At 64.9% G+C, this 22,454-nt stretch carries 19 protein-coding genes and 9 pseudogenes; 17 read left to right on the top strand and 11 right to left on the bottom strand.

What is annotated here, in order from left to right; translation table 11 throughout:
* Positions 1–266 precede the first annotated feature (266 nt).
* From EZH22_RS28380 to repC (EZH22_RS28365), 4 genes and pseudogenes are all read left to right on the top strand, one after another.
* A pseudogene (locus EZH22_RS28380) lies at positions 267–545 on the top strand (hypothetical protein); the annotation flags it as partial.
* A 394-nt stretch (positions 546–939) separates the two neighbouring features.
* Positions 940–2,103, top strand: a complete 1,164-nt coding sequence (repA, locus tag EZH22_RS28375) for a plasmid partitioning protein RepA (RefSeq protein WP_203193648.1) — start codon at positions 940–942, stop codon at positions 2,101–2,103.
* The gene (gene repB, locus EZH22_RS28370; RefSeq protein WP_203193647.1) at positions 2,100–3,107 is read left to right on the top strand and encodes a plasmid partitioning protein RepB; all 1,008 of its coding nucleotides are present in this window, start codon (positions 2,100–2,102) and stop codon (positions 3,105–3,107) included. The genes repA and repB overlap by 4 nt, the downstream gene beginning before the upstream one ends.
* A gap of 179 nt (positions 3,108–3,286) precedes the next feature.
* Positions 3,287–4,558: a plasmid replication protein RepC gene (gene repC / locus EZH22_RS28365; protein WP_203193646.1), complete on the top strand. Its 1,272-nt coding sequence runs from the start codon at positions 3,287–3,289 to the stop codon at positions 4,556–4,558.
* A 61-nt stretch (positions 4,559–4,619) separates the two neighbouring features.
* On the opposite strand, the gene EZH22_RS28360 is transcribed toward repC (EZH22_RS28365), so the two are convergent.
* From EZH22_RS28360 to EZH22_RS28350, 3 genes are read right to left on the bottom strand one after another with little or no spacing between them, the layout of a single operon-like run.
* Complete coding sequence (locus tag EZH22_RS28360; RefSeq protein WP_203193645.1) at positions 4,620–5,711, bottom strand: site-specific integrase; 1,092 nt, start codon at positions 5,709–5,711, stop codon at positions 4,620–4,622.
* Positions 5,711–6,109, bottom strand: a complete 399-nt coding sequence (locus EZH22_RS28355; RefSeq protein ID WP_041577981.1) for a type II toxin-antitoxin system VapC family toxin — start codon at positions 6,107–6,109, stop codon at positions 5,711–5,713. Before EZH22_RS28355 ends, EZH22_RS28360 begins: the two co-directional genes overlap by 1 nt.
* Positions 6,109–6,351: a type II toxin-antitoxin system VapB family antitoxin gene (locus EZH22_RS28350; RefSeq protein WP_041577992.1), complete on the bottom strand. Its 243-nt coding sequence runs from the start codon at positions 6,349–6,351 to the stop codon at positions 6,109–6,111. Before EZH22_RS28350 ends, EZH22_RS28355 begins: the two co-directional genes overlap by 1 nt.
* 157 nt (positions 6,352–6,508) lie before the next feature.
* On the opposite strand from EZH22_RS28350, the gene EZH22_RS28345 reads away from it, so the two are divergent.
* Together EZH22_RS28345 and repC (EZH22_RS28335) are read left to right on the top strand one after the other, a co-directional pair.
* Positions 6,509–7,645: an ISAs1 family transposase gene (locus tag EZH22_RS28345; RefSeq protein ID WP_203193644.1), complete on the top strand. Its 1,137-nt coding sequence runs from the start codon at positions 6,509–6,511 to the stop codon at positions 7,643–7,645.
* Between the two features lie 85 nt (positions 7,646–7,730).
* The gene (gene repC, locus EZH22_RS28335) at positions 7,731–8,525 is read left to right on the top strand and encodes a plasmid replication protein RepC (RefSeq protein WP_333473646.1); all 795 of its coding nucleotides are present in this window, start codon (positions 7,731–7,733) and stop codon (positions 8,523–8,525) included.
* Positions 8,526–8,614: 89 nt separating this feature from the next.
* Here repC (EZH22_RS28335) and EZH22_RS28330 read toward each other — a convergent pair whose 3' ends face one another.
* From EZH22_RS28330 to EZH22_RS32710, 3 genes and pseudogenes are all read right to left on the bottom strand, one after another.
* Positions 8,615–9,784 carry an ATP-binding protein gene (locus EZH22_RS28330; protein WP_203193643.1) on the bottom strand — a complete coding sequence of 390 codons (1,170 nt, stop codon included), beginning with the start codon at positions 9,782–9,784 and terminating at the stop codon, positions 8,615–8,617.
* 104 nt (positions 9,785–9,888) lie between these two features.
* A pseudogene (locus EZH22_RS28325) lies at positions 9,889–10,973 on the bottom strand (tyrosine-type recombinase/integrase).
* The gene (locus EZH22_RS32710) at positions 10,973–11,329 is read right to left on the bottom strand and encodes a PIN domain-containing protein (protein WP_333473645.1); all 357 of its coding nucleotides are present in this window, start codon (positions 11,327–11,329) and stop codon (positions 10,973–10,975) included. The pseudogene EZH22_RS28325 and the gene EZH22_RS32710 overlap by 1 nt, the downstream one beginning before the upstream one ends.
* On the opposite strand from EZH22_RS32710, the pseudogene EZH22_RS28315 reads away from it, so the two are divergent.
* Together EZH22_RS28315 and EZH22_RS33035 are read left to right on the top strand one after the other, a co-directional pair.
* Positions 11,213–12,067, top strand: a pseudogene (locus EZH22_RS28315) (TniB family NTP-binding protein); the annotation flags it as partial. The gene EZH22_RS32710 and the pseudogene EZH22_RS28315 sit on opposite strands and share 117 nt — an antisense overlap.
* A 40-nt stretch (positions 12,068–12,107) precedes the next feature.
* Positions 12,108–12,473, top strand: a pseudogene (locus EZH22_RS33035) (TniQ family protein); the annotation flags it as partial.
* 923 nt (positions 12,474–13,396) lie between these two features.
* On the opposite strand, the pseudogene EZH22_RS28305 reads toward EZH22_RS33035, so the two are convergent.
* The 3 genes and pseudogenes from EZH22_RS28305 to EZH22_RS28295 form a co-directional block, all read right to left on the bottom strand.
* Positions 13,397–14,328 (bottom strand): annotated as a pseudogene (locus EZH22_RS28305) (recombinase family protein).
* Positions 14,329–14,551: 223 nt separating this feature from the next.
* Positions 14,552–14,935 carry a type II toxin-antitoxin system VapC family toxin gene (locus EZH22_RS28300; RefSeq protein ID WP_203193642.1) on the bottom strand — a complete coding sequence of 128 codons (384 nt, stop codon included), beginning with the start codon at positions 14,933–14,935 and terminating at the stop codon, positions 14,552–14,554.
* Entirely contained in the window at positions 14,935–15,192 is a 258-nt protein-coding gene (locus tag EZH22_RS28295; protein ID WP_011992919.1) for a type II toxin-antitoxin system VapB family antitoxin, read from the bottom strand. The genes EZH22_RS28300 and EZH22_RS28295 overlap by 1 nt, the downstream gene beginning before the upstream one ends.
* Before the next feature lie 169 nt (positions 15,193–15,361).
* On the opposite strand from EZH22_RS28295, the gene EZH22_RS28290 reads away from it, so the two are divergent.
* The 7 genes and pseudogenes from EZH22_RS28290 to EZH22_RS32135 form a co-directional block, all read left to right on the top strand.
* Positions 15,362–16,315 carry a DUF1403 family protein gene (locus EZH22_RS28290; RefSeq protein WP_203193641.1) on the top strand — a complete coding sequence of 318 codons (954 nt, stop codon included), beginning with the start codon at positions 15,362–15,364 and terminating at the stop codon, positions 16,313–16,315.
* A gap of 1 nt (position 16,316) precedes the next feature.
* Positions 16,317–17,024, top strand: coding sequence for an SMC-Scp complex subunit ScpB (scpB, locus tag EZH22_RS28285; RefSeq protein WP_203193640.1), 708 nt, complete (start codon positions 16,317–16,319; stop codon positions 17,022–17,024).
* A 33-nt stretch (positions 17,025–17,057) separates the two neighbouring features.
* Positions 17,058–17,180: pseudogene (locus EZH22_RS28280) on the top strand (VOC family protein); the annotation flags it as partial.
* 150 nt (positions 17,181–17,330) lie between these two features.
* On the top strand, positions 17,331–18,080 hold the full coding sequence (locus EZH22_RS28275) for a hypothetical protein (protein ID WP_231711194.1): 750 nt from the start codon (positions 17,331–17,333) through the stop codon (positions 18,078–18,080).
* 100 nt (positions 18,081–18,180) lie between these two features.
* Complete coding sequence (locus tag EZH22_RS28270; protein WP_203193639.1) at positions 18,181–18,819, top strand: DUF433 domain-containing protein; 639 nt, start codon at positions 18,181–18,183, stop codon at positions 18,817–18,819.
* Positions 18,816–19,247 carry a type II toxin-antitoxin system VapC family toxin gene (locus EZH22_RS28265; protein ID WP_203193638.1) on the top strand — a complete coding sequence of 144 codons (432 nt, stop codon included), beginning with the start codon at positions 18,816–18,818 and terminating at the stop codon, positions 19,245–19,247. The genes EZH22_RS28270 and EZH22_RS28265 overlap by 4 nt, the downstream gene beginning before the upstream one ends.
* Positions 19,248–19,318: 71 nt before the next feature.
* A pseudogene (locus EZH22_RS32135) lies at positions 19,319–19,441 on the top strand (IS630 family transposase); the annotation flags it as partial.
* A 95-nt stretch (positions 19,442–19,536) separates the two neighbouring features.
* Here the strand turns inward: EZH22_RS32135 and EZH22_RS28260 are convergent.
* Positions 19,537–19,716, bottom strand: a pseudogene (locus tag EZH22_RS28260) (helix-turn-helix domain-containing protein); the annotation flags it as partial.
* A 128-nt stretch (positions 19,717–19,844) separates the two neighbouring features.
* On the opposite strand from EZH22_RS28260, the gene EZH22_RS28255 reads away from it, so the two are divergent.
* Positions 19,845–20,282, top strand: a complete 438-nt coding sequence (locus EZH22_RS28255; RefSeq protein WP_203193637.1) for an IS66 family transposase — start codon at positions 19,845–19,847, stop codon at positions 20,280–20,282.
* Here EZH22_RS28255 and EZH22_RS28250 read toward each other — a convergent pair.
* The gene (locus EZH22_RS28250) at positions 20,262–21,512 is read right to left on the bottom strand and encodes a recombinase zinc beta ribbon domain-containing protein (protein WP_203193636.1); all 1,251 of its coding nucleotides are present in this window, start codon (positions 21,510–21,512) and stop codon (positions 20,262–20,264) included. The two genes, EZH22_RS28255 and EZH22_RS28250, sit on opposite strands and share 21 nt — an antisense overlap.
* A gap of 99 nt (positions 21,513–21,611) precedes the next feature.
* Between EZH22_RS28250 and EZH22_RS28245 the strand changes: the two are divergent.
* Positions 21,612–22,418: pseudogene (locus EZH22_RS28245) on the top strand (transposase); the annotation flags it as partial.
* Between the last annotated feature and the right edge of the window lie 36 nt (positions 22,419–22,454).

Genomic DNA, 22,454 nt, shown 5'->3' with positions numbered 1-22,454 from the left:
CGAACGGCAGCCCTTGAGCCTGGAACAGTGAACGGTCGGCAAAGACCGCTGTGATTATGAGGCCTGGGCTGCGCGGATCTCCATCTTGGCCGGGACCTGAGCCCGAGACCGGATACGTTGATGCAGACTGCATGGACCAATCTTCACGATACCCCTTGCGGACGGGGCGGGCCATACGTCACGTCTGCAGTTTCCCCACGCGTAGCGCGTCGCCAGGAGTTGGAGCAGCGTGTCATCCACGCGGCTTCTTTCAGTAGCGCCGACTACGCGAGATCGGCTTCATTCCGCGGCCGCTCCGCGTGCCGCGCGAGCGCCTGAGCGCGACGGAAGGCACATCCGTACACATCCTGATGGACCGCATCGAGTCGATCGACCGTGAAGTTGGGCTTCCGGTCGGATGGTTCTTCCTGATGACCCACGGCAATTGGGTCGATTCAGATGTGGGCCAAGCCATTGCGCAAGGCTTAAAGGCTCAGCGAGCGCGCCTGCCGGATCGCGATGCCTTCGTGTTGATGCGCGGGGCGGATCGACCGTACAGCTTCTGATCTCAGAGACGGCGGCCTTGTCCAAGGGGCCTGGACTTGCCGGCCCGCGCTCTCATCTGTCCTTACCCGTGCAACAGTCCGGTCGGCGGGGCCCATAAAACGTATAATAAGGCCGCATCAGGCCGAATGGCTCATCGATCGGCCGCCGAAGGGTTCCGGCGTGGAGAGAATTGGGGGCCGCGGCGATGGAGCGGGCTTGTCTGGAGATTGAGTTGCCACCTGGCAACTCGTCTTGGTGTCATGTTGGTAAACCGGCGTTAACGTTAAAATCCTTGCCAATAAGCCCGACTCGGTTTCATTGTGTCTACGATTAAATGCCGTAGTTAGAATGGGCCTCGTAGTTATGCAGAAAGCACGTAGCTCCAAGACTCTTACATCGGGGGCGAAGCCGCTGATGACGGATGTCATCGCCGGCGACGGCGCCGCCCTGTCGGCAGAGCTGCTCGCTATGCGCGAGGCTCTTTTCCCGCCGGTCTCGAAGAAATCCCTCCGATCGTTTTCCTCGGTAGAGGCTGCGAAGCTCATTGGCATTGCCGACGCCTATTTGCGGCAGCTGTCGCTGGGAGGCAAGGGGCCGCAGCCCTCGCTCGGGGCTGGAGGGCGGCGGTCATATACACTCGAGCAAATCAATGAGCTACGCGTCACGCTAGAGGAAGGGTCGAAGGGAAAGAGGTACGTTCCGCATCGTCGTGAAGCGGAGCACTGTCAAGTGATGGCGGTAGTTAATTTCAAAGGTGGCAGCGGAAAGACCACGACGGCCGCGCATTTGGCGCAGTATCTCGCCCTCCGCGGATACCGGGTCCTGGCGGTAGATCTTGATCCCCAAGCATCGCTGACCGCGCTCCATGGCTATCAGCCTGAGTATGATATTCAAGCGAACGAGACGATGTATGCGGCGGTGCGGTACGACGAAAATCGTCGTCCGCTCAAGGATGTCATTCGCAAAACTTATTTCGCAGGCCTTGATCTGATCCCGGCTAATCTTGAGTTGATGGAATATGAGCACGATACGCCGCGGGCGCTAGCCGAGCGTGACGCGGAACCGTTCTTTGGCCGGGTTGCGGCGGCGCTTGGAGCCGTCGCAGACGACTATGACGTCATGATCCTGGATTGTCCACCTCAACTCGGCTTTCTGACGCTCGGCGCGCTATGCGCCGCGACAGGCCTTCTGATCACCGTGCATCCTCAGATGCTCGATGTGATGTCGATGTGCCAGTTCTTGCTGATGGCGTCCGATATCCTGAGTGTGGTGCAGGAGTCCGGCGGGGATCTCGACTACGATTTCATTCGATATATTGTCACCCGATTTGAGCCTGCAGACGCGCCCCAGACACAGATGGTCGCTTTCATGCGGTCGCTCTTCAGGGAGCGAGTGCTCAACAGCACGATGGTGAAATCGACGGCGATCTCTGATGCCGGCCTTTCAAAGCAGACGCTCTATGAAGTCGGGCGGGAGAATTTCGGAAAGCAAACTTATGATCGCGCAATGGAGTCGCTTGATGGCGTGAATGGCGAGCTTGAGAACCTGATGAAGCTAGCGTGGGGACGCGAAACATGAGCCGCAAGGACACGCTGAAGGCTATGCTGACCCGCCGGACGGACGAGTTGCCAGGTGGCAACTCGTCATCAGAGCCGGCTGCGCCGGCGCCAGTGGCGCATGTGAGGTCAGGCGCCGTCGGGGCTATGGGCCGTTCGCTCGGACAAATCGCGTCCGCTGCCGAGCGCGCAAGAGCGCTCGTGGCATCAGGCGCCGCCGTTGTAGATATTCCCGCTGAAAAGCTCCTGGGATCCTTTGCGCAAGATCGTCTCGACGATGCGGGCTCCGAATACGAGACACTCTTTAACGCCATTAAGGAGTCGGGCCAGAAGAGTCCAATTCTTGTCCGACCACATCCCGATAGGCCAGATCATTACCAGATCGCCTATGGCCACCGGCGCGCGAAAATTCTCGCCAAGCTCGGACGGCCAGTGCGCGCGGTGGTCCAAGACCTAACCGACGAAGAGCTTGTCGTCATTCAAGGCCAGGAGAATTCGGCCCGTAAGGACCTCAGCTACATTGAGCGCGGCCTCTTCGCCCTGACACTCGAAGATCAGGGCTTTGATCGCACGGTGATCATGTCGGCGCTAAGCATGGAAAAGACCCAGCTGTCGCGCCTTCTGGCTTTGACGAAGTCGGTTCCAAAGAATCTCATCCACGCAATCGGACCTGCCCCAAAGGCCGGCCGTCCGAGATGGACAGCGTTCGCCGAGCGGCTGTCGGAATTCCCAGACATGTCGCAGTTGGATGAAGTGCTAGCTGACCCCAAATTTCAGCAGGCTGATACCGACCAGAGGTTCGTGCGTCTGTTCAATGCCATTGCGCCCAATAGGGGAGCCGCTAAGCCGCGGAAGGTCGCGGTAAAGACAGATGCCGGCAACAAGATCGCGACAGTCGAACGAGGGGGTGACACGGTCACCATCATCGTCGACGCCGATGGTTCACGTGAGTTTGGAGAGTTCATCGCGGCGAAGCTGCTGGAGCTCTACCAACAATTCGAGGAGAACAAGGAGGCGCCCATCTAAACAGCCGCTAACCCCTTAGGCCGCAAAAGAAAAAGGCCCCGAAACAACGTCCCGGAAGCCCTTCTCAGTCCTTAAGCAAGCAGAGAATCGCACTTCCGCGAATCGCAGTCAAGAGTCCCATCGTGGGATGCGCTGTTTCGGCGAGCAGGTTTCTTTTGCCTCAACATAGGTAAAAGGAAATGCATACCCACATGCCCACGACGCCCTTCGGGCGGCGGTCGATGTCACTTGGCCTGTTGGCTAGCCAAGTGACAGCTCAGGCCGTCGCGTCCGATGTGGTGGTTCATAAATGGAAGGTCTTCCAACATATCCGGGAGGCCAGGGAAGCGATCGGCGCGACCGACCGCGCGCTCGCGATCCTCAGCGCGTTGCTGTCGTTCCACCAGGAGACGACGATGTGCGCGGATGGCGACCTCGTCGTCTTCCCGTCCAATGCACAGCTCAGCGACCGGGCGAACGGAATGTCGCCGGCGACCCTCCGCAGGCACATCGCAGTGCTCGTGCAGTGTGGCCTGATAATCCGCAGAGACAGCCCGAACGGCAAGCGATTCGCGCGCAAAGGGCCGGCGGGTGAGATCGAGCAGGCTTACGGCTTTGACCTGGCGCCCATTGTGGCCCGGGCGAATGAGTTCAAAAGACTCGCGGAGACCACGCAGGCGGAGAGAAAGGCCCTCCGGGTTCTGCGCGAACGGCTGACGATCGCACGGCGGGATGTCGTGAAGATGATCGCTGCCGGCATCGAAGAAGGGGTTCCTGGTGACTGGCGAGGATATCGCCTGGCTTACCAGGACCTCATGGACCGTCTCCCGAGGTCAGCGTCGAAGGTAACGGTGGAGATTATTCTGACCGAGCTCAGCGAGCTTCGTGCCCTTGTGCATAAAACGCTGGAGGACTTCATAAAATCACAAAATTCAAACGCCAATGAGTCTCACAATGAGCGCCACAAACAGAATTCAAATCCAGACTCTAAAACTGAATCTGAACAAAGCCATCCGAAAAAAGAAGAAGGTGAAGCGTCTGGTTCTAATAACGTCCGCACGCTCCCGCAGCGGGAGCTTCCTCTGAACATCATCCTTGATGCCTGTCCCGAAATCCGGGGCCTTGCAGCAGGGGGAGAAATTCGAACGTGGCGCGATCTGCTCGCGACCGCGCAGCTGGCCCGGGCCTATCTCGGGATCAGCCCCAGTGCCTACCAGGACGCCTGTACCGCGATGGGAGAAGGCCAAGCGGCCACGGTCATCGCTGCGATCCTGCAGCGGACGGAGCACATTTCGAGCCCCGGGGGCTATCTACGCAGCCTGACGCAACGAGCGCAGGAGAGCAAATTCTCGACTTGGCCAATGGTGATGGCGCTTCTGCGGGGGAAGCTCGAGCAACAGCGTGACGGGGCAGGGGGTGTGCATGGCCGCTCGTCGTCGGCTGACGGGACTGATCCGGTGGGCAATCGGTGATGAGCACGCGTGACCCCGAACGGGGGTGCTGGAAGGGCCCGCCTGGTTGCTTGGCTCGAGACTAGAGACCGGCCGCCTTGGTCAGGTTGACCCTGAACCGATCCCGTCGGCGCTGATAGCGGCGGGTCATTTCCGCGCTGGCATGGCCGAGCTGCCTCTGGACGTGCCGCTCGTCGACCTCGGCGGAAGAGGCGAGCCCGGCGCGCAGCGAATGGCCGGCGAATTTTTTCTCCCGTTCGCCCTCGGTGAGATCGCCGCGGACACCGGCGGCGAGCGCCGTGCGCTTGACGAGGCGTGCTACCTCGCGGTCGGTCAGGCGGTCGGGGCCAACGTCCTTGCCTTGCCGCGTCACGCGCCGGAACAGGGGTCCGTGGCCGATCTTCGCCAGCTTGAGCCAGGTTTCCAGCGCCACCACGGGGCAGGTGGCATCGGACGATCCATGCCCGACCTCGACCTCCCGCCAGCCGGTCTTGCCGCGGAGCGTCACGATCATCCCCTTGTCGAGGATCTCCACCCAACCGCGGCCGTCCTCGGTCTGGTCCCGGGCGACGTCGAGGCCGACGATCTCGGAGCGGCGCAAGCCGCCGGCGAAGCCAAGGAGCAGCATGGCGCGATCCCGCAGGCCGCGCAGCGCGCCGCGGTCGAGCGTCTCCAGCATGGCGATGACATCCTCGGGCAGGACCGCTTCCTTCTGCCGGGGCGGGGCGGCGTGGGTGTTGCGAATGCCCGTCAGCACGGTGGCGATATGCCGATCGCTCCGATCCAGCACCGCGCCGCGCTGGGTGTAGTTCCAGGAGATGGCGGACAGCCGGCGCTCGATGGTCGTGACCGCATTTGGCTCGCTACCCGGAATGGCGGCGCCCGACGCGCAGGCCGTGATGTAGAGCCCGACCACCTCCGGGGCAGGGGGGAGGGGCTCAAGGCCCTGCCGCCGGCACCAGGCGGAAAAGTGCTTCCAGTCGGAAGCATAGGCGCGACGCGTGTTGGCCGAGCTTGCGGCCTCGACGTAGTCCCGTGCGCGGTCTGCGAGGCGTTCGAGATGCGCCGGAAGGGCAGGGGAGGGGGCCTGCGATGCTACCAATGCTGTAGCCGGGTCCGGAGGGCCGTCCTCATCGCCGAGCTGGTCAGGAGCGGGGTCGCTGCTCGCCACCATCACGCGACCTCGATGTCGGTTTGTGAGAAGTCATTGCCCTTGAACAGCAGCGGCACCCGGTACGCCCGCGCGCAGGCATACGACATGCAGTCGGCGAGGTTGAGCTGGGCCGGATGGCCGCGGCCCTTGCCGAAGGTCGCGAAAGCGGCGACGGCGCGCTTGGCGATGCTGGCGTTGATGGGAATTACGGAGATCCGCGCCTCCTCCAGGACCTGCTGGATGCGCACCTCGACGTCGACGGGGTCGACCTTGAGCAGTGTCGACAGACGCATCGCCGCTTCCAGGATGACCAGACCCGAGGTGTAGCGGCGTGGCGCGTCGGTGAGCTTGTTGGCGAAGACGACGGCGTCCGGCTCGTCGGCGAGGATTGAGACGATGACCGAGGTGTCAACGAACATCAGTGGCCCCACATCTCATCGACCTCGTCCTTGGTCATCTCCCGGCCGCCGGGCTGTGCTTCGGCCGCCAGCGCCGTGGCGATCTGCTTGAGACGGCTGGCGAGCGGCTCCTTGTCCTTCTCGCGTGTCAGCTCGCCCTCCAGGGCTTGGATCACGGCTTCGGTCATCGTAACCTTGCGCCGTGCCGCCAGCTGCTCGGCCAGCACGCGGGCGCGTTCATCACGGATCTGCAGCGTTCGCATCGCGGGGCTCCTCTGTATGGACGTTCTTATCATGATGTATGGATGAAGTCATCCATACGCGCCCTGACCCGCAGGGCAATCGGGTGAAGAAGGGCGTGACATGCGGGTGAAGTGCTGAATCTGTCGAGGTCCTCTGATTCGCTAGAGGACAGGTTCGATGGATTTGGCGGCTGATGGCGACGAGGCGGTCGCCGAGACGGTTGTATTTTTGAGCTATTTCGAGGGTCTGCCGGATCCGCGCCAGCCTGGTAAGGTGATGTATCCGCTTGCCGAGGTGCTGCTCCTGTGTCTGCTGGCGGTGCTGGCCGGGGCAGAGACCATCACCGACATCGCCCGCTTTGGTGAGAAGAAGCTCGATCTTTTGCGCCGCTTCCGGCCGTTCGCCGCGGGCACGCCAGCCCATGACCACCTGGGCGACATCCTCGCCACCCTCGACGCCGAGGCGGTCCAGCGCTGCTTCGTGGCCTGGGTGGCGGCCATGATCGGGGTTCCCGTGGGTGTGGTGGCGATCGACGGCAAGACCTCTCGCCGCTCGAAGGACGCCAAGGAGGCCATCCACATGGTCTCGGCCTTCGCCGCCCGCCAGCGCCTGGTGCTGGGTCAGGTCAGGGTGTCCGACAAGGCCAACGAGATCGTCGCCATCCCCAAGCTGCTGGACATGCTGGCCATCGAAGGCGCCGTCGTGACCCTCGACGCCATGGGCTGCCAGCGCGCCATCGCCCAGAAAATCCTGGACAAGAAGGCCGACTACATCCTCGCCCTGAAGGGCAATCAAGGCTCGCTGCGCCAGGATGTCGAGCTGTTCGCCAACGAGCAGAAAGCCAATGACTTCAAGGACGCCGCCATCAGCCGGCACGAGAGCATCGACGGCGACCACGGCCGCATCGAGACCCGCGCCGTCACCGTCATTCACGACATCGGCTGGCTGCAAGAGCGTCACCAATGGCCCGGCCTGGCGAGCCTCGTCATCGTCGAGAGCACCCGCGAGACCGGCGACAAGATCGAGCGCGAAAGCCGCTTCTATATCACCTCGCTGACCCTCATGGCCGTCCACATCGGCACCTTCGTCCGCGATCACTGGGCCGTCGAGAACAGCCTCCACTGGGTCCTAGACATGGTCTTCCGCGACGACGAATGCCGCCTGCGCACCGACCACGCCCCCGCCAACTTCACCACCCTCAAACACATGGCCCTCAACCTCATCCGACGTGCCAGGTCCAAGGACTCCATCCGCCTCAGACGCAAGGTCGCCGCCTGGGACGACGAGTTCCTGATCAGCCTCATCGCCGCTTAAAGGCGTTCACCCGATTCCCCTGCCCTGACCCGGGTTTCCCAGCTCGAAGTCCCCCGCGGGGACAGACCTCGCGCGCCAGGCGCTGTTGACCGATCCGCAGCTGGCAGAGCGGTTCGAAGCCTTCCACCTGCAGCACGGGAAGAACGATGCACGCCTCGCGCAGTTGCTGGCGAGCCTGGCGACGATCCTGCCGCTGCGGCGACCCTCGAATCTCGCGGCGCCGGCGATCCGTACGCGCGTGCTCGATCTCACCGATGGCGTCACGGTGCGGATCTTCCGCCTGATCGAGACGGTTGCAGTCGAGGCGATCCGCTCCGGCGCAGAATGCATCACCATGGACAGCTTCCGAGAAAAAGGAGAAACAAGCGGCAGCGTTGCGGAAACCGACGGCGCGCGGAGCTTGCCGAAGCGGGATCTGCCCTTGGGCATGGTGCTGAGCGCTTGCCCGGATGTGCTGGATTACGCCAAGGGACGGGAAATCCGGGCTTGGCGCGATTTTGTCGCCGCGGCCGAGCAGGCCCGGCCGGCTCTGGGCATCAGCCCGAGCGCCTGGATGGAGGCGCAGGAAGCCATGGGGCCGGAAAACGCGGCGATCACCGTTGCGGCGATCCTGCAGCGGGCCGAGCGCATCAGCGGCGGCGGCTATCTGCGGAATCTGGCAGAACGCGCCCGGGCCGGGAAATTCACGGTCTGGCCGATGGTGATGGCGTTGCTGCGGGCGAAAATCGAGGGATCGAAGCCTTCTGCGAGCGCCGGCAGGGCCGGCAGGGCAGGGGGCGGCGAAATCGCTCGACCCGATGACAGCAGCGGTGGCGGAAACTCGTCCTGGACGGTGTCCCCGGCACTCCTGAAAAGCCTTGAGAAGCCAAGGCGGACATGATGGTCTCTCAATTGTCGCTCTCGTCGACACGTCCACCGAACATGTCGACGAATTGCCGGATCATCGACAGATTGGCGCGGGGTGATTGCTCAACGGCCGGAGGCCAGGAACTGGTCGCCGAGTTCCCGCAGGGGCAATACCTCGATTTTGTCGGCAAGCGGAAAGGCCTCAGTTCCCGGATAGACGACAATCCTGCGGTCGGGCAGCAGATCCTCGCAGGCATGATGGAAGCCGCGTTCGACTTTCGGACTTAGGCTTCTCTTGATCTCGATCGCCCATTTTTGGCCGCCCGGAAGCGTGATGACCAGATCGATCTCGGCGCCCGCCGAGGTACGGTAGAAATTCGACCGGCTGCCGTCGGGCAGTACCGCATGCACGGTCTCAATCACAAAGCCTTCCCAGCTCGCGCCGCTGACCGGATGACCGAGCACGTCGTCGAGCGTTTCAAGCCCGAGAAGCGTGTGAACGAGTCCGGAATCGCGAACATAGACCCGGGGCGATTTCACGAGCCGCTTGCCGGCGTTGCTGTGCCAGGGCTCGAGCCGCCGCACCAGTAGCAGATCGACCAACAGGTCGAGGTAAGAAGCGACCGTTTTGCCGTCGACGCCCAGCGAGCGCGCGAAATCCGCCGCGTTCAGCAACCCCGATTGGTGATGCGCCAACATCGTCCAGAAACGCCTCAGCGTTTCTGCGGCGATGCGAGGGCCGAGCGTCGGGATGTCGCGCTCGAGATAGGTGCGGATGAAATCGGCCCGCCAGCGCTGACTGGCGCGATCATTAGCGGCGAGAAAGCTGTCCGGGAACCCGCCGCGGATCCATAGCTTGTTGATCTCGCCGGCGTCGACCTCCAGTCCGTCGATCGGCGCCAGCTCGACATAGGCGATCCGACCGGCAAGGCTCTCGCCGGATTGCTTCAGAAGATCGATGGATGCCGAGCCCAGCAGCAGGAAGCGCCCGGAGCGCAATCCCTTGCGGCGACCGCGATCGATCAGCCCGCGCAGGTTCTGGAACAGGCCCGGCAGCCGATGGACCTCATCAAGGATGACCAGCCTGTCCTCGAACCGGCTGAGATACAACTCCGGTTCGGCGAGCTTGGCGCGGTCCGCGTCGGACTCGAGATCGAGATAGATCGACGGTCGTCGTGCTCCGATCTCCAAGGCGAGCGTTGTCTTCCCAACCTGGCGCGGTCCCAGAAGGGCGACGGCCGGGCTGGCATCAAGGAGTTCCCCGACCTGTTTGGCTTTGCGACGGTGAATCATCCTTGCAATTATGGATCGTAATTCCCGATTTGCAAGGCATCACGGCTCGATCCGACATCGCCTTGCAACTTCCGAAGGGCAGGGGAGGGCTTTCTCGTGGCCGGCTAAAGCCCGGCGAGCTTGGTGAGATTGACGCGGAAGCGATCGCGCCGGCGCTGGTAGCGCCGCGTCATCTCGGCCGAGGCATGGCCGAGCTGCTTCTGCACGTAGCGTTCGTCGACCTCGGCCAAGGAGGCGAGGCCAGCGCGCAGAGAATGGCCGGCAAACTTCATCTGCCGCTCGCCCTCGCTGAGATCGGCCCGCACGCCAACGGCGAGCGCGGTGCGCTTGACCAATCGCGCCACCTGTTGGTCGGTCAACCGATCCGGGCCAACGTCCTTGCCCTGGCCGGTGACACGCCGGAACAGCGGCCCATGACCGATCTTCGCCAGCTTGAGCCAGATCTGCAGCGCAACGACCGGGCAGGTGGAATCGGAGGAGCCGCGACCGATCTCGACCTCGCGCCAGCCGTTCTTGCCGCGCATGGTGATCACCATGCCACGGTCGAGGATCTCGATCCAGCCGCGGCCGTCCTCGGTCTGGTCGCGACCGGCATCGAGGCCGACGACCTCCGAGCGGCGCAGCCCGCCGGCGAAGCCGAGCAGCAGCATGGCGCGGTCTCGCAGGCCGCGCAGCGTGCCGCGCTCGAGCGTCTCGAGCATGGCGATGAGGTTGTCGGGCAGCACCGCTTCCTTCTGCACCGGCGGACGGCCATGGGTGTTGCAGACGCCCGCGAGGACGGTGGCGATATGGCGGTCGGCGCGGTCGAGCGGGGTGCCGCGTTGGGCAAAGTTCCAGCTGAGGGCCGAAAGGCGCCGCTCGATCGTGCCGACGGCATTCGGTTTGCGATCGGCGGTTGCCGCGCCGGACGCGCAGGCAGTGATGTAGAGCCCGACGACCTGCGGGTCCGGGGGCAGGGAAGAGCGCGCCTGACGCCGGCACCAGGCGGTAAAATGCTTCCAGTCGGAAGCATAGGCCCTGCGGGTGTTCGCCGAGCTCGCCGCCTCGACATAGCCCCGGCACGTTCGGCGAGCCGTTCGAGATGCGCCGGCAATGCAGATATCTCTGGATTCACCGGTTCGGGAAGGGCAGGGGAGGGGGGATTGTTCGGGTCTCCCTCTCGCAGCTCCAAATCGCTCTCGACCGTCATCATTCGATATCCCACGGATAGATCACCGACGCGCCGGTATCCTCGAAGTCCGCGACATTGCGGGTGACGAGAATGAGGTCGTGGACGATGGCCGTCGCCGCGATCAACCCGTCGATGTCGCCGCGCGGCCGGATCGCCGCAATCCGCCCCCACTCGAGGCCACTCTGATGGATGCGGAGCGGATCGCCTGGATCAGGGCGGATCGTTGGCTCGATCTCGATCAGGCCCGCGCCGCGCTCGGGCGTCTCGAGGATCTTCTGGCCTACCCGCCGCGGGACCGTATGCCGTGCCTGCTCCTCTACGGCGACACCGGCATGGGCAAGACCAAGATCATCCGGAAGTTCCTGCGCGACCATTCTGCCTGTTTCGACCAAGGGACCGGCATGACCACCATGCCGGTGGTCGCCATGCAGATGCCGGCCGAGCCAATCGAACGGGACATCTACAGCGAGCTGCTGACGGTGCTCGGTGCGCCCGGGCCGGCGGACGGGACGACCCACCGGCAAAAGGATCTCTGCCGCCGGCTCCTGCGCAGTATGGGCGCCCGCATGCTCATCATCGACGAGATCCACGCCATGCTCGCCGGCAGCTTCCGGCAACAGCGGGTCTTTCTGAACGCCATCCGGTTTCTGGCCAACGATCTCAGGATTCCGCTGGTTTGCGCGGGGACAGACCTCGTGCGCCAGGCGCTGTTGACCGATCCGCAGCTGGCAGAGCGGTTCGAAGCCTTCCACCTGCAGCACGGGAAGAACGATGCACGCCTCGCGCAGTTGCTGGCGAGCCTGGCGACGATCCTGCCGCTGCGGCGACCCTCGAATCTCGCGGCGCCGGCGACCGAGACACCTTGTCGATGCAATTCCAGAATCATCATCAGCTCTCCAAGTCGAACCATCGCCGCCTCCTCGCACGGAGGACATGGCGCCGATGGCAGCTCGGTTCATTCCGCCGGGGCTAGCCCCGGCGGAATGAACCGTGAGGAAGGCCAATCAGGGAATTTTCAAGGCCCACTTTCGGGGAGAATTGCAGGACCGATGACAGCATCACCATGGACAGCTTCCAGACCGAGGAACTGGTGCTGCCACTCGTCGCGATGACGTGCAAGGTCGAGGCGCGCCTTCAGCCGCGCGCCGGTCGATGACAGTGCGGCGCGAGCTTCCCCTCGCGCCCCGGCCCGAAAGCGATGAACTGCTGTCGTCTTGGCAAGGTCGCGTCGCATGCCGCTATGACCTCATCCACGACGACCTTTCGAGGTGGCTTGGCGTCCTCCGAGACGACCGCTGTGCCGGATTCACCGAGCGGGACTTCGCACCCTCGGCCGAGATGGTGCAGGCTTGGGCGGCGTCGTGCCGACTTTCGGAAGAGCGCGTGCAGGCCCTCACGCTCTCCTCGCGGCCACGGTCGCGCAGCTGGTATGTCTGGGGGGAGGGGAGGGTGCCCGGCGCTTTCCGGCGGCCGGTCTGTTTGGCCTGTCTTGATGACGATGCCGCCCCCTGCCGCGACCATCATATCCGCCGGTCGTGGGCGCTGGTGGAGACCATGGTCTGCGACCGCCATCATCGTATTCTCGACGAAGCCTGTCCGCACTGTTTCGATGATTCCGGTTTCCGCTTCGTTGTTCATGAGGCAGCAGCTCGGCTGGCCTGTGACCGATGCGGCAGGCTTGCACGAGCGGCACCCCAGGGGCGCCGCGCCGGCTCCACAGGGCTCTTTGCCACCGTGTCGGCGCTGGTGGCGGCAACGATCGACGATCAGTCTGCGGTCCGGGATCGGATGATCCATGTCGCCCGGCTGCTGTGGAAGCCGCCTCGCCCGCGCACCGGGCGTCGCACACCATTCGTGGCCGATGTCGTTCCGGATCTTCGTCTGACGCCGACGGCACAGGCGCGGGTCGATCCCGCCGAGCCTCTGGCAACGGCGCCGATCGGCTGGCGCATGGTGACGCTTCTGGGCGTCGTGGCGTTGCTGGACCTCGGCCGCTCCTCGATGAGGGGCCGCCCGGCCTTCACACTGGACCAGATGGTGGCCTGGACCGAGGAGCCGCGCCCGCGGGTGAAGGAGCGACCCGCGCCGATGGCGGCTTCCTCGTGTGCGAAACCCCCGGGCCGATCGGATGCGGACGATCTGGCGCTTGCCCGGTCCATCCTGGCCCGTGCGGAATGGAGTGCCGCTCAGGGGCAGGATCCGCGCCCGCAGCGCCGAACTCTCAACACCCTGTCCAACAAGGCCCTGGCCCGGCGGCCTCGGGCCGATGCCCCGGCTCCGTCGGCAGTGCGGTTGGCGGCAGGGCGTGGCGCCGCCCAAGGACCGGCGCACAGCGCCACCAGGGCCGCAGAAGTCCCGCGGGTTCCCCGCGCGCGCGGGGCTATCAGGAGCCGCGGGCTTGTCGCCGGCGCCAGCGCGCTCGGAGCGGGCACGTTGCGATCTCAGGCATCGTCCCGCGGCTGCGGCACCACGCGCCCCAGCCGGCGCGCCTGGTCGAGCAGGGACTTCACCGAGGAGGCCGCCCACTGCCGCCCGCCACGGGGCGTGCGCTCGCGCATCCGCTCGAGCTGGGCGGCGATGTCGCGCAGGCTGAGATCCGGGTCGGCGATGGCGATGCCGGCGACCAGCGTCATCAGCCGGTCCTCGGGCGGGCGCCGGGGCGAGCGCTGGAGCAGTTCCGCCTCCGCCATCCGCTCCTGCACCAGCCGATGCACGGCGCGCCGCAGCTTCTCGATGGTCCAGTTCTGGCCACGATGGTTCAACACCCGCACGACGTCGTCCCAGCTGTGCTGCGGCCGCATGCGCCGCACGATCGGCAGCCAGGTCGAGGCCGAGGCGATCAGGTCGCCCACATAGACCTGCTGGCGTGCCGCCGCGGCGGCGCGGATGGCCTCTGGTCGCCGCTCGCGCAGGCCAGGGTTGCCGGCGCGCTTGCCGCGCGCCTTGGCCGCCTTCATGCCGGCTTTGGTGCGCTCGGCGATCAGGGCGCGCTCGAGCTGGGCGACGGCGCCGAGCACCTGCAGCGAGAACATGCCTTGTGGCGTCGAGGTGTCGATCGGGTCGCGCAGCGAGCGGAAGTGAGCCTGACGTCCCTCCAGGTCCTCGATCACCGCGAGCAGGTGGCTGACCGAGCGGGCGAGGCGGTCGAGCCGCACCACCACCAGGACGTCACTGGCCCGATCTCGCGCATCAGCTTGGCCCGCACCGGCCTGGTCCGCGAGGCGCCGGAGCCGTGCTCCTGGTGGATGGTGTGGCAGCCGGCGGCGCGCAGTTCGTCGACCTGGGCATCGGTCGCCTGCTCGTCGGTCGAGACCCGGGCATAGCCGACCAGGCGCCGGGCTGGCCGGGGAGGGGAGGGGTAAAGGCTGGCCATGGCGTCTCCAGGCGGCGATTCCGGCCCTTTTGTACAATCACACAGGATTGCAGCAAACGAACCTTTGCAGGCGTGTTTTATCGATCGCGTCAGAGGACCGTGAAGGCGGCCGGCGGGTTTCAGATGGACCAAGGGGTCATCTAACGTCAAAACGGCCGCCTACGGCCTTCTGTGCGGAAAAGGGGCGCTTTCAGGGACCTTGGAGGCGCGTGAGGTGGGATGGTTAGGCAAGGATATCGGTTTTGGAAAAATCGTTGCCGATAAAGAGTAGGCGCTCGTTGGAGCGCTTCGACAGGGCATAGGAAAAGCAATCGGCGAAATTCAGTGCGGCCGGGTGGCGCCCCTTACCATAAGCAAGCCAGGCCTGCGTTGCCAGGTCCGCCAGCTCCGCGTCGACCGGAATGATGTCGGCCCCAATTTTGGTGAGCCACAGGTCGATCTCAGCGAGCGCGTGCTCGCCGCGCCGGCTGACCAGGACCATTCGGGCCTCAAACACGCATGTAGCGGGGACGAGGCGAACAGGGGCGCCGACGATCGATCGCTCGAGCGCATCGGCTTCAGGCTCATTGCGCAGGATCGCAACGATGGCAGAGGTATCGATCACCATCAGTTTGGGATTCCGTGCTCGTCGAAGCCAACGATCTCCTCGTCACTCCTGGTGTCGAGCTCAGGTAACCGCGCCACCCGCTCGCGGATTGCACGCAGCTCGCCGAGAAGACGTGCTTGAGCGGTATCTCCATAGCCCATGCGGTGCAGGCGTTCGCTCAGGGCCTGGTGAATGGCGGCAGTCTTGGTGACGCCCTGGCGGCGGGCGAGCTCGTCGGCAAGGGCGACGGTCGCCGGATTTTTGATGTTCAAGGACATGGGAAGGGTTCCGAATATTCTACCTTTCAGGCCATTTCTACCCTGTTTGGCGCCCTCTGTCAATATGTCCGATAATGCAAGATTATCGGTCGTTTTTGATTTCCGACAGGGCGTGCGGTACGGGTGGATATCGGTAGCTAAAACCGCACGGCGCGGTTAGGCTGCCTCTATGGAACTCGAGCCGATTCCCACCTCTGCAGCGTCGTCGACCGTGCCGCTCGTGCCCGGCTGGGCGGTGCCGCTCAGCCCGGTGACAGACCCGGCCGAAGCCGCGTTCCTCGCCGGTTCGGCGTTGAATTCATTGGATAATCTGGTGCGCACGACGCCGCCTTGGGCCGGGGCGTGGCGGGCCCGGCTGGCGCTCGCGTGCGCCGCCGCGGCCGCGCGCCACTCCGGTCGGGCCGAGGACGAGCGCGCGCTCCGCGACGCCTGGGTGCTGCGCCAGCCGGGCCACGATCCGGGGCCGGCCGGGCGCCTTTTTGCCGGCTGGCGGCGGCTCGCCGAGCGCTCCCCGGGCGTGGACATCGCGGCGCTCCAGTCGGTGTGCGCGCTGCTGGGCGTCGGCTGGAGCGAGGGGTTGGCCGCGCTTCCGGAAGAGATCAACCACCATCTGGCGACCGGCCGGCCGGCGCCGCTGGCGGCTGCGGCGCTCGTCCGCGCCGTCGACACCGCGCAGCCCGGCGCCCGGCTGCTCGGTTGGTGGCTGGCCGACCAGGTCTTGGCGCTGCGGCTGCGCTGGCCGCTGCCGGTGCCGCTATTGATGGCCGCAGCCGCAGCCGGTGGGCTGCGCCGGGCGGGCAGGGGAGGGAGCTTTTCTCCGGAAGGAGACGGTCTCGACGCCGCCGTCTGTGTCGCCGTCGCGCACGGCGCCGCTCGCGCCTGCCGGCTGGCCGCCGAGATCGCACCGCGTGCGGCCCGCCTGGAGGCGGTGGTGCCGAAGCTGCGCGCCAAGGGCGCTGGCGACGCCGTCCGGCGACTGCTGGACGACGACGTCGTGCCCGGTACTTTGCACACCGACGCGCTGTCGCGCTGGGCCGCCCGGCGCCTGTTCGAGCGCCTTGTCGCGCTGGGGGCGGTGCGCGAGCTGTCCGGCCGATCCAGCTTCAAGCTGTTTGGTCTCTGACATGGCTCGCCGCCCGCGCACTCCGGAACCCTTCGACACCGAGCTGGCGCACCTGCCGTCGGAGCTGCGCTGGCGCGAATGGATGGGCCGCGTCGAGGCGGTGATCTTCGCCTCCCCTGAGCCGGTGCTGCGCGAGGTGCTCGCCCGCGTGGTCGGCCGCGACTGCAGCCTCGATCTTTTGATCGACGACATCCGCGCCGAATTGCGCGGCCGGCCCTACGAGCTGGTGGCGGTCGCCGGCGGCTGGCAGCACCGCACCAAAAAGAGCTTCGCAGAGGCGATTCGGGTGGCAACCGGCCTCGGGACCACCGATCCCAAGCCGCTGTCCAAGGCCGAGAGCCTGGTGCTGATGGCCATCGCCTACTTCCAGCCGATCACGCGGGGGGAACTGGGGAAATTCTTCGGCAAGGAGATTTCCCGTGACACCATCGGCCATCTCCGCGGCCTGGACTTCATCGCCACGGGCCCTCGCAGCCCGGTGCCCGGCGCACCCTACACCTACGTGACCACCAAGGGCTTTTTGAGCTATTTCGGCTTCGACACCCTGCGTGACTTGCCGGACATGGAGGCCTTGGAGGACGCCGGGTTGCTGAGCAAGGAGCGGATGCTGGCGGGAGATCTTCTGTCCTTCGGGCTTGCGGTCGAAGCCGAGGCGGATGACGCCACGTTTGACCTCGCCGATCATCCAGCGGACCCGAGCGAGGCGTGACCGGAAGACAGCCCGTGGCGCTTACCAAACACCATCGGCCTCTGGTTAGACCAGGACGCGGAGGGGGCGGCGCGATTTTATGCCGCGACGTTTCCCGACAGCTCCATCGGTGCCATCCACCACGCGCCGGCCGATTACCCGTCAAGCAAAGCGGGGGGCGGATGATACGGACGATGATCTCGCGTCCGAGGACGACGAGGGGGAGTGAGGGCGTCATGAGAACCCAGCCGTTCACCCGGCCGACGATCGTCGCGGCCAATGAGTTCCTGGCCGAGACCCATCCGGACGCACGCGCAGCTCAACCAGATGGTGCTTCGTCTGGGGCTCGAGGCGGACATCCCCGCCGAGGACACGGTCGGGATCGGCAAGAAGTGCGATCGGCTTGGTCGGACCATCCTTGACCGAGCCACTGTGCCGGTGGAGACGCTCGATGGCACGCTCTCGCTCGCCGAAGCCTTTGTGCGTGAGGCCGTGAACTTGGCCGAGGAGTCCTCGGCGAGCGTCCGTCAGAGGGATTTGCTGCGCGGGCTGGCGCGCGATGGCTATGTCGTGGTCTGGGGTGGGTGGAAGGAACCGCCTCGGCTGCGAGCCGCCTTGCCGGAGGAGGTCGATCTGCCCGCGGCGGACGACGAGGTGCGTGGATTGCTGAAGCACTTCGGCTTCACTGTGCCGCTTAGGCATCTCGACGTGGCGATTGAGGCCCATACCCGAGGAGATTGGGAAGCGGCTAACGCGCAGCTGCGGACGTCCCTCGAGGGGCTGTTCAACGATATTGCCCGCCACATCGATCCGGAAAATGCCGGACAGAGACTGGGGGACGTGAACCAACGGCAGATGCTCGCCGATCCCATCGGGTTCCTGGCGGTCGATCGCAAGGAATGGACCGCAGACGGCAAGAATTACGTCGAAGGTCTGTTCAAGATGCTCCATACCGACGGTTCCCACCCCGGCCTGTCCGACGAGGACCATTGCACATTCCGCCTGCACATCGTGCTGGTGACCGCGCGGACCTTCCTTCGACGCCTGCAGCAAGGGCGCCTGGCCTCCACGGGGTGATGGTCGGCGGCGAGGGGGCAGGGGGATCGCCCCCGGCTGCGTATAGCTTGCCTCAGAATAATACATCCCTATATTAGGATGGATTAGATCGGAGGTTCACATGGCGTCGGCGCAGACATTGACGCTCAGCGAAGCGGGCTACGTCCTGGGCCGCTCGCCGTCGACGCTCAACAAGGCGGTCGACAGTGGTGTGATCCGGGCGAAGCAGAGGCGTGTCGGCAAATCGGTACAGCGGCTGCTCGGTCCTTCTGAGCTGCGATACCTGCGGCTGGCGGATGAGCTCGACAAGGATCTGACACCGGCAGGTCGGCGCCGCCTCTACGAAGCCCTGCGCAAGCTATCGTCCGAAACTCACATCTTGCGGCTTGGACAGATCGAAATCGACCTGGCGCGGATCGACAGCGATCTGGAGGGACGGCTGACCCGTCTGCGGCGTCTTCGGGACTGGATCGGGCAAAGCGATGCGGTCTCGGATCCCCTGATCCGCGGCACCGACATCCCGGTTCATCTCGTTGCGGCCTTGGCGCGCGAGCAGACCGTGGGTGAAATTCTTGCGGATTTCCCGTCGCTCAACCGGGACCAGGTGGAGGCGGCCGTCGACTATGCCAAGGCCTATCCGAAGCGTGGCCGCCCCTATGCTTCACACAGCCTGAAGCGGACCTTGGCGGATCTCGCCGATCTTGGCGCTTTCGACGAGGGCGATGAGGCTCACCTGGTGTCGCCCAGGACGGTGCCGTGACGCTTTATCTGCTCGATGAAAACGTGCTACGCGAGTTCGGATCTCACGGCGACAAGAATGTCCGACGCTGGTCGGCGACGGTCGATGATACGAGCTTGCGCCTCAGCGCGGCAACGCTGTTCGAGAAGCGGCGGGGCGCTGAGGCACTCAAACGCCGTGATCCAGATCGCGCCGCCCGGCTGCTCGCAGGGATCGACGCTCTCGAGAAATGGTTCACCGATCGCATCCTGCCGATCGACGCTCCGGTCGTCGCGGAATGGACACGTCTGCTAGGTGAGAAAAACAAGGATCGGTGGGATCTCGCGCTGGCTGCGACTGCTCGTGTTCACGGCCTTGTGCTCGTCACGCGCAATGTGAAGGATTTCGGGGGCCGCGGCGTGCATCTTCTGAATCCGTTCAAGGATCCGCCGGAGTGGATTGACGCTTGAGGCGACGCACAATTCCGGCGACATCCACATCGTGCTGGTGACCACGCGAACGTTCCTTCGCCGGCTGCAGCAGGGCCCAGAAGCGAACCATCGAAGACACTTGGCGCCATGTCAGCGAACTCGTCCAGGCCATCGACCCAACCGAGTGCGCCAACTATCTCAAAAATGCCGGATACGCTTCAATCAAAACATGAAGCGCTCTAGGATTTCAGCCGCCGGATGCCGGCGGCGCCTGTGGTTTCCGGTCGATGATGCCGTTGAGGCATTCTGCGGGACACGCGGGACATGAGAATGCTTCGATCACAGTCTGGCGCGGTCGGAGAGGCCCATAGGCCGGCGCCTCCATGCCGCGCTCAATGTACTTCCGGACGGTCTTGCGATCGATACCGGTCTGACGAGCGATTGCCGACACCGACAGGCCTTGCCGGTGCAAATCCAGGATCATCATCAACTCCCCGAGTTTGATCACCGAAGCCTCCTCCCGCCCATCGGGAGAATGATCGATGACAACGCGCCGCCGGTCTTCCGGGGCGCGACCCGGAAGACCGGCGCAACGCCTCAAACTGGGGAAGATTCAAACGGCACTTATGGGGAGAATTGAGCCGGCAGCGACACTCCGACCGGCTCGCCTCCCAGATGGGCTGGGCGAAGAAGGGCCAGCAGGTCTGCCTCGCTCACCTGATCCGCGACGCTCAGTATGCGATCGACGCGGGAGACTTCGTGTTCGCCCCGGGGCTCAGAAAGCTCTTCGAGGATGCCTGCGGGATCGGACGACGACAAGACGGCCTCGCCGACACCACCCTGGCAGGCCACACGCGCAAGCTCGAGAAGCGGCTCGACCGGCTCCTCGCGAAGGAGCCCGCGTGCGAAGGCAAGAAGCTCCGCAAGGCGATCCTGCGCTTCCGCCAGCATCTCTGGGTGTTCCTGGAAAACCGTGAGATCGAGCCCACCAACAACGGCTCCGAGCGGGGCTTGCGGCCCGCCGCAATGATGGAGTCATTATGCTCCCCCTTTTCAAGTGTCTGGAAACATTGAGACCTGTGTTTCGGATACGGCCTGACGCGGGGGCGTCCCGCGCTTGATGGCATCGATGATCGCAGGATCCTGAAGGTCGGTGGCGCGGATCTGATGCGGGGCGCCGGGCATGACCTGCTCGGTCTTGATGATCCCACTCTGGGCGAGCTTGCGGATCCGGTGATGGGTGACGCCGAGGTTTGCGGCTGCTTCCTGCATAGTGAGCCATTGACCGTCTTTATCGGCGGAACGATAGGCACGGATACCGTTGACGCGGCGAATGGAAGAGACTCGGTGGGCGGTCCAGGTCTTGCCTTGTCCGGTCGGCAGCTTCATGCGGTTGAGCGAGGCGGCGATGTCTTGGTCCGACCATTTGGCGGCCATGCTCGCGATGACCTGCAGGGCCTGCCCGGATGTCTTGCAGCCGTGCTCGCCGGTGACCGGCTTGCGGAAGCGGATCTCGGAATGCTGGCCGCCCTTCCAGTGAATGACGAGCACGACTTCGTTGGTCGTCTGATCGACGTCGGCGATGATCTCGTCGATCAGGGTGCGGACCAGGCGTTGCCTGGTCCGCATGGTGGTCAATGGGGCTTTCCAGGCAAGGGAGAGATCCTCGGCGAGACCGACGAAATCAGGATGCTGCTCCTCGGAGGCGGCGTTGCGCAGTTCGTCGATGCGCCGCTGGCAGTCATGAACGCGCTGCAAGGCGTTCTCCCAGGCTCGTTCCAACTGGGCGGCGATCAGCCGGTTATCGGGATCGCAGGCAGCGTAACGCCGCTCGGCCAATGACGCGTCATACCGAGCCTGTTGCAGTTCGAGTTCGGCGATGCGCTGCTTCTCCTGATTGCGGTCCTTCAGCATGCGCCCGGCCTCCCTTGCGGCCTCGATCGCCGTCGGCTGCACCGCCTGCAGCATCTGTGTTGCGACAATATCATCGATGCGCCGCCCGCCCAGACTGAAGCAGCGGCGATGTCCAGCCTGTAGGTTCGGCAGGTCGCATCTGTAGACTGGACGCGCCGTGCTGGCGCGGGGACGGCCGCCGCCGCTGACATAGGCAGTCTTGAGGCGGCGGCCGCAGCGGCCGCAGCAGATGAGACCCGACAAAAGCGCCTGGCCGCCGCGGCCGGACTTGGCCTCGGCGCTGGCGCGGCCATAGGCGTTGCCAGCCAGCACCGCCTGGTTCTGCTCATACTCCGTCCAGCCGATATAGCCCTGATGGTGCTCTTTGATGAAGACGTCCCACGCTTCCATGGGGGGAATGTCCCGGTCGATGTTTAAAAAGGGCGGGCGGCGTTGCTCACCTTGAGCCGTTAGGCTCGGGGTGTCGAATCCTCGAAGGAAAGCAACGCCATGAAGAAGCCTACCACATCGGCAGCGGTGACGCCGTCTGCGCTTGTCGAGGACGCTGTGGACGAAGTCCGCGCCAGCTTCGAACGCCTGTGCCTGACGGCCGGGCTGGCCACTCTCGCCGGCATGATGGAAGAGGATGCGGCTCGGCTCTGCGGCCCTCGCCATGGCCGCGGTGGTGATCGGGAGGCACATCGCTGGGGCAGAGCCAAGGGAAAGATCGGCTTTCACGGCGGCAAGGTCGAAGTCGAGCGCCCTCGCGTCCGCGCCCGTGACGGCGGCGAGATGGCGCTGCCGAGCTGGGCGGCGGCGGTCGACGAGGACCTGCTCGGCCAATGGGCGCTCAATCTGATGCTGATGAACGTGTCGACCCGCAAGTTCGGCCGCGCCGTCCGCCTGCCCGGCGGCGACATCCCCGTCGAGCGGGGAGCCGGCGTGACCAGATCGGCGGTGTCGCGTCGCTTCGTGGCGCTGTCGGCCGAGAAGATGAAGGCGTGGATGGCCGCCGACCTCTCCGCGCTGGATCTGCTGGTCATCCAGATCGACGGCATTCACATCGATCAGGACCTGATCCTGCTGGCGGCGGTTGGCGTCGACGGCAAGGGCGACAAGCACCCGCTCGGGGTGATGGAAGGGGCGAGCGAGAATGCTGCCGTCTGCCAGGCCCTGCTCGACAACATGGTCGGCCGCGGCCTCGATCCCGCCGTCTGTCGCCTGTTCATCATCGACGGCTCGCGTGCCCTGGCGAAGGCGATCCGCAACAGCTTCGGGCGAAGTGCGCCGATCCAGCGCTGTCAGGTCCATTATGCCGATGTCCGGATTATGCCGACCTCCGGCGTGGAACCG

Origin of the sequence: Xanthobacter dioxanivorans (genome assembly GCF_016807805.1) — a bacterium.
GTDB lineage: Bacteria > Pseudomonadota > Alphaproteobacteria > Rhizobiales > Xanthobacteraceae > Xanthobacter > Xanthobacter dioxanivorans.
The sequence above is the reverse complement of the archived record's forward strand: the minus strand, read 5'-3'. Positions and strand labels throughout refer to the sequence as shown.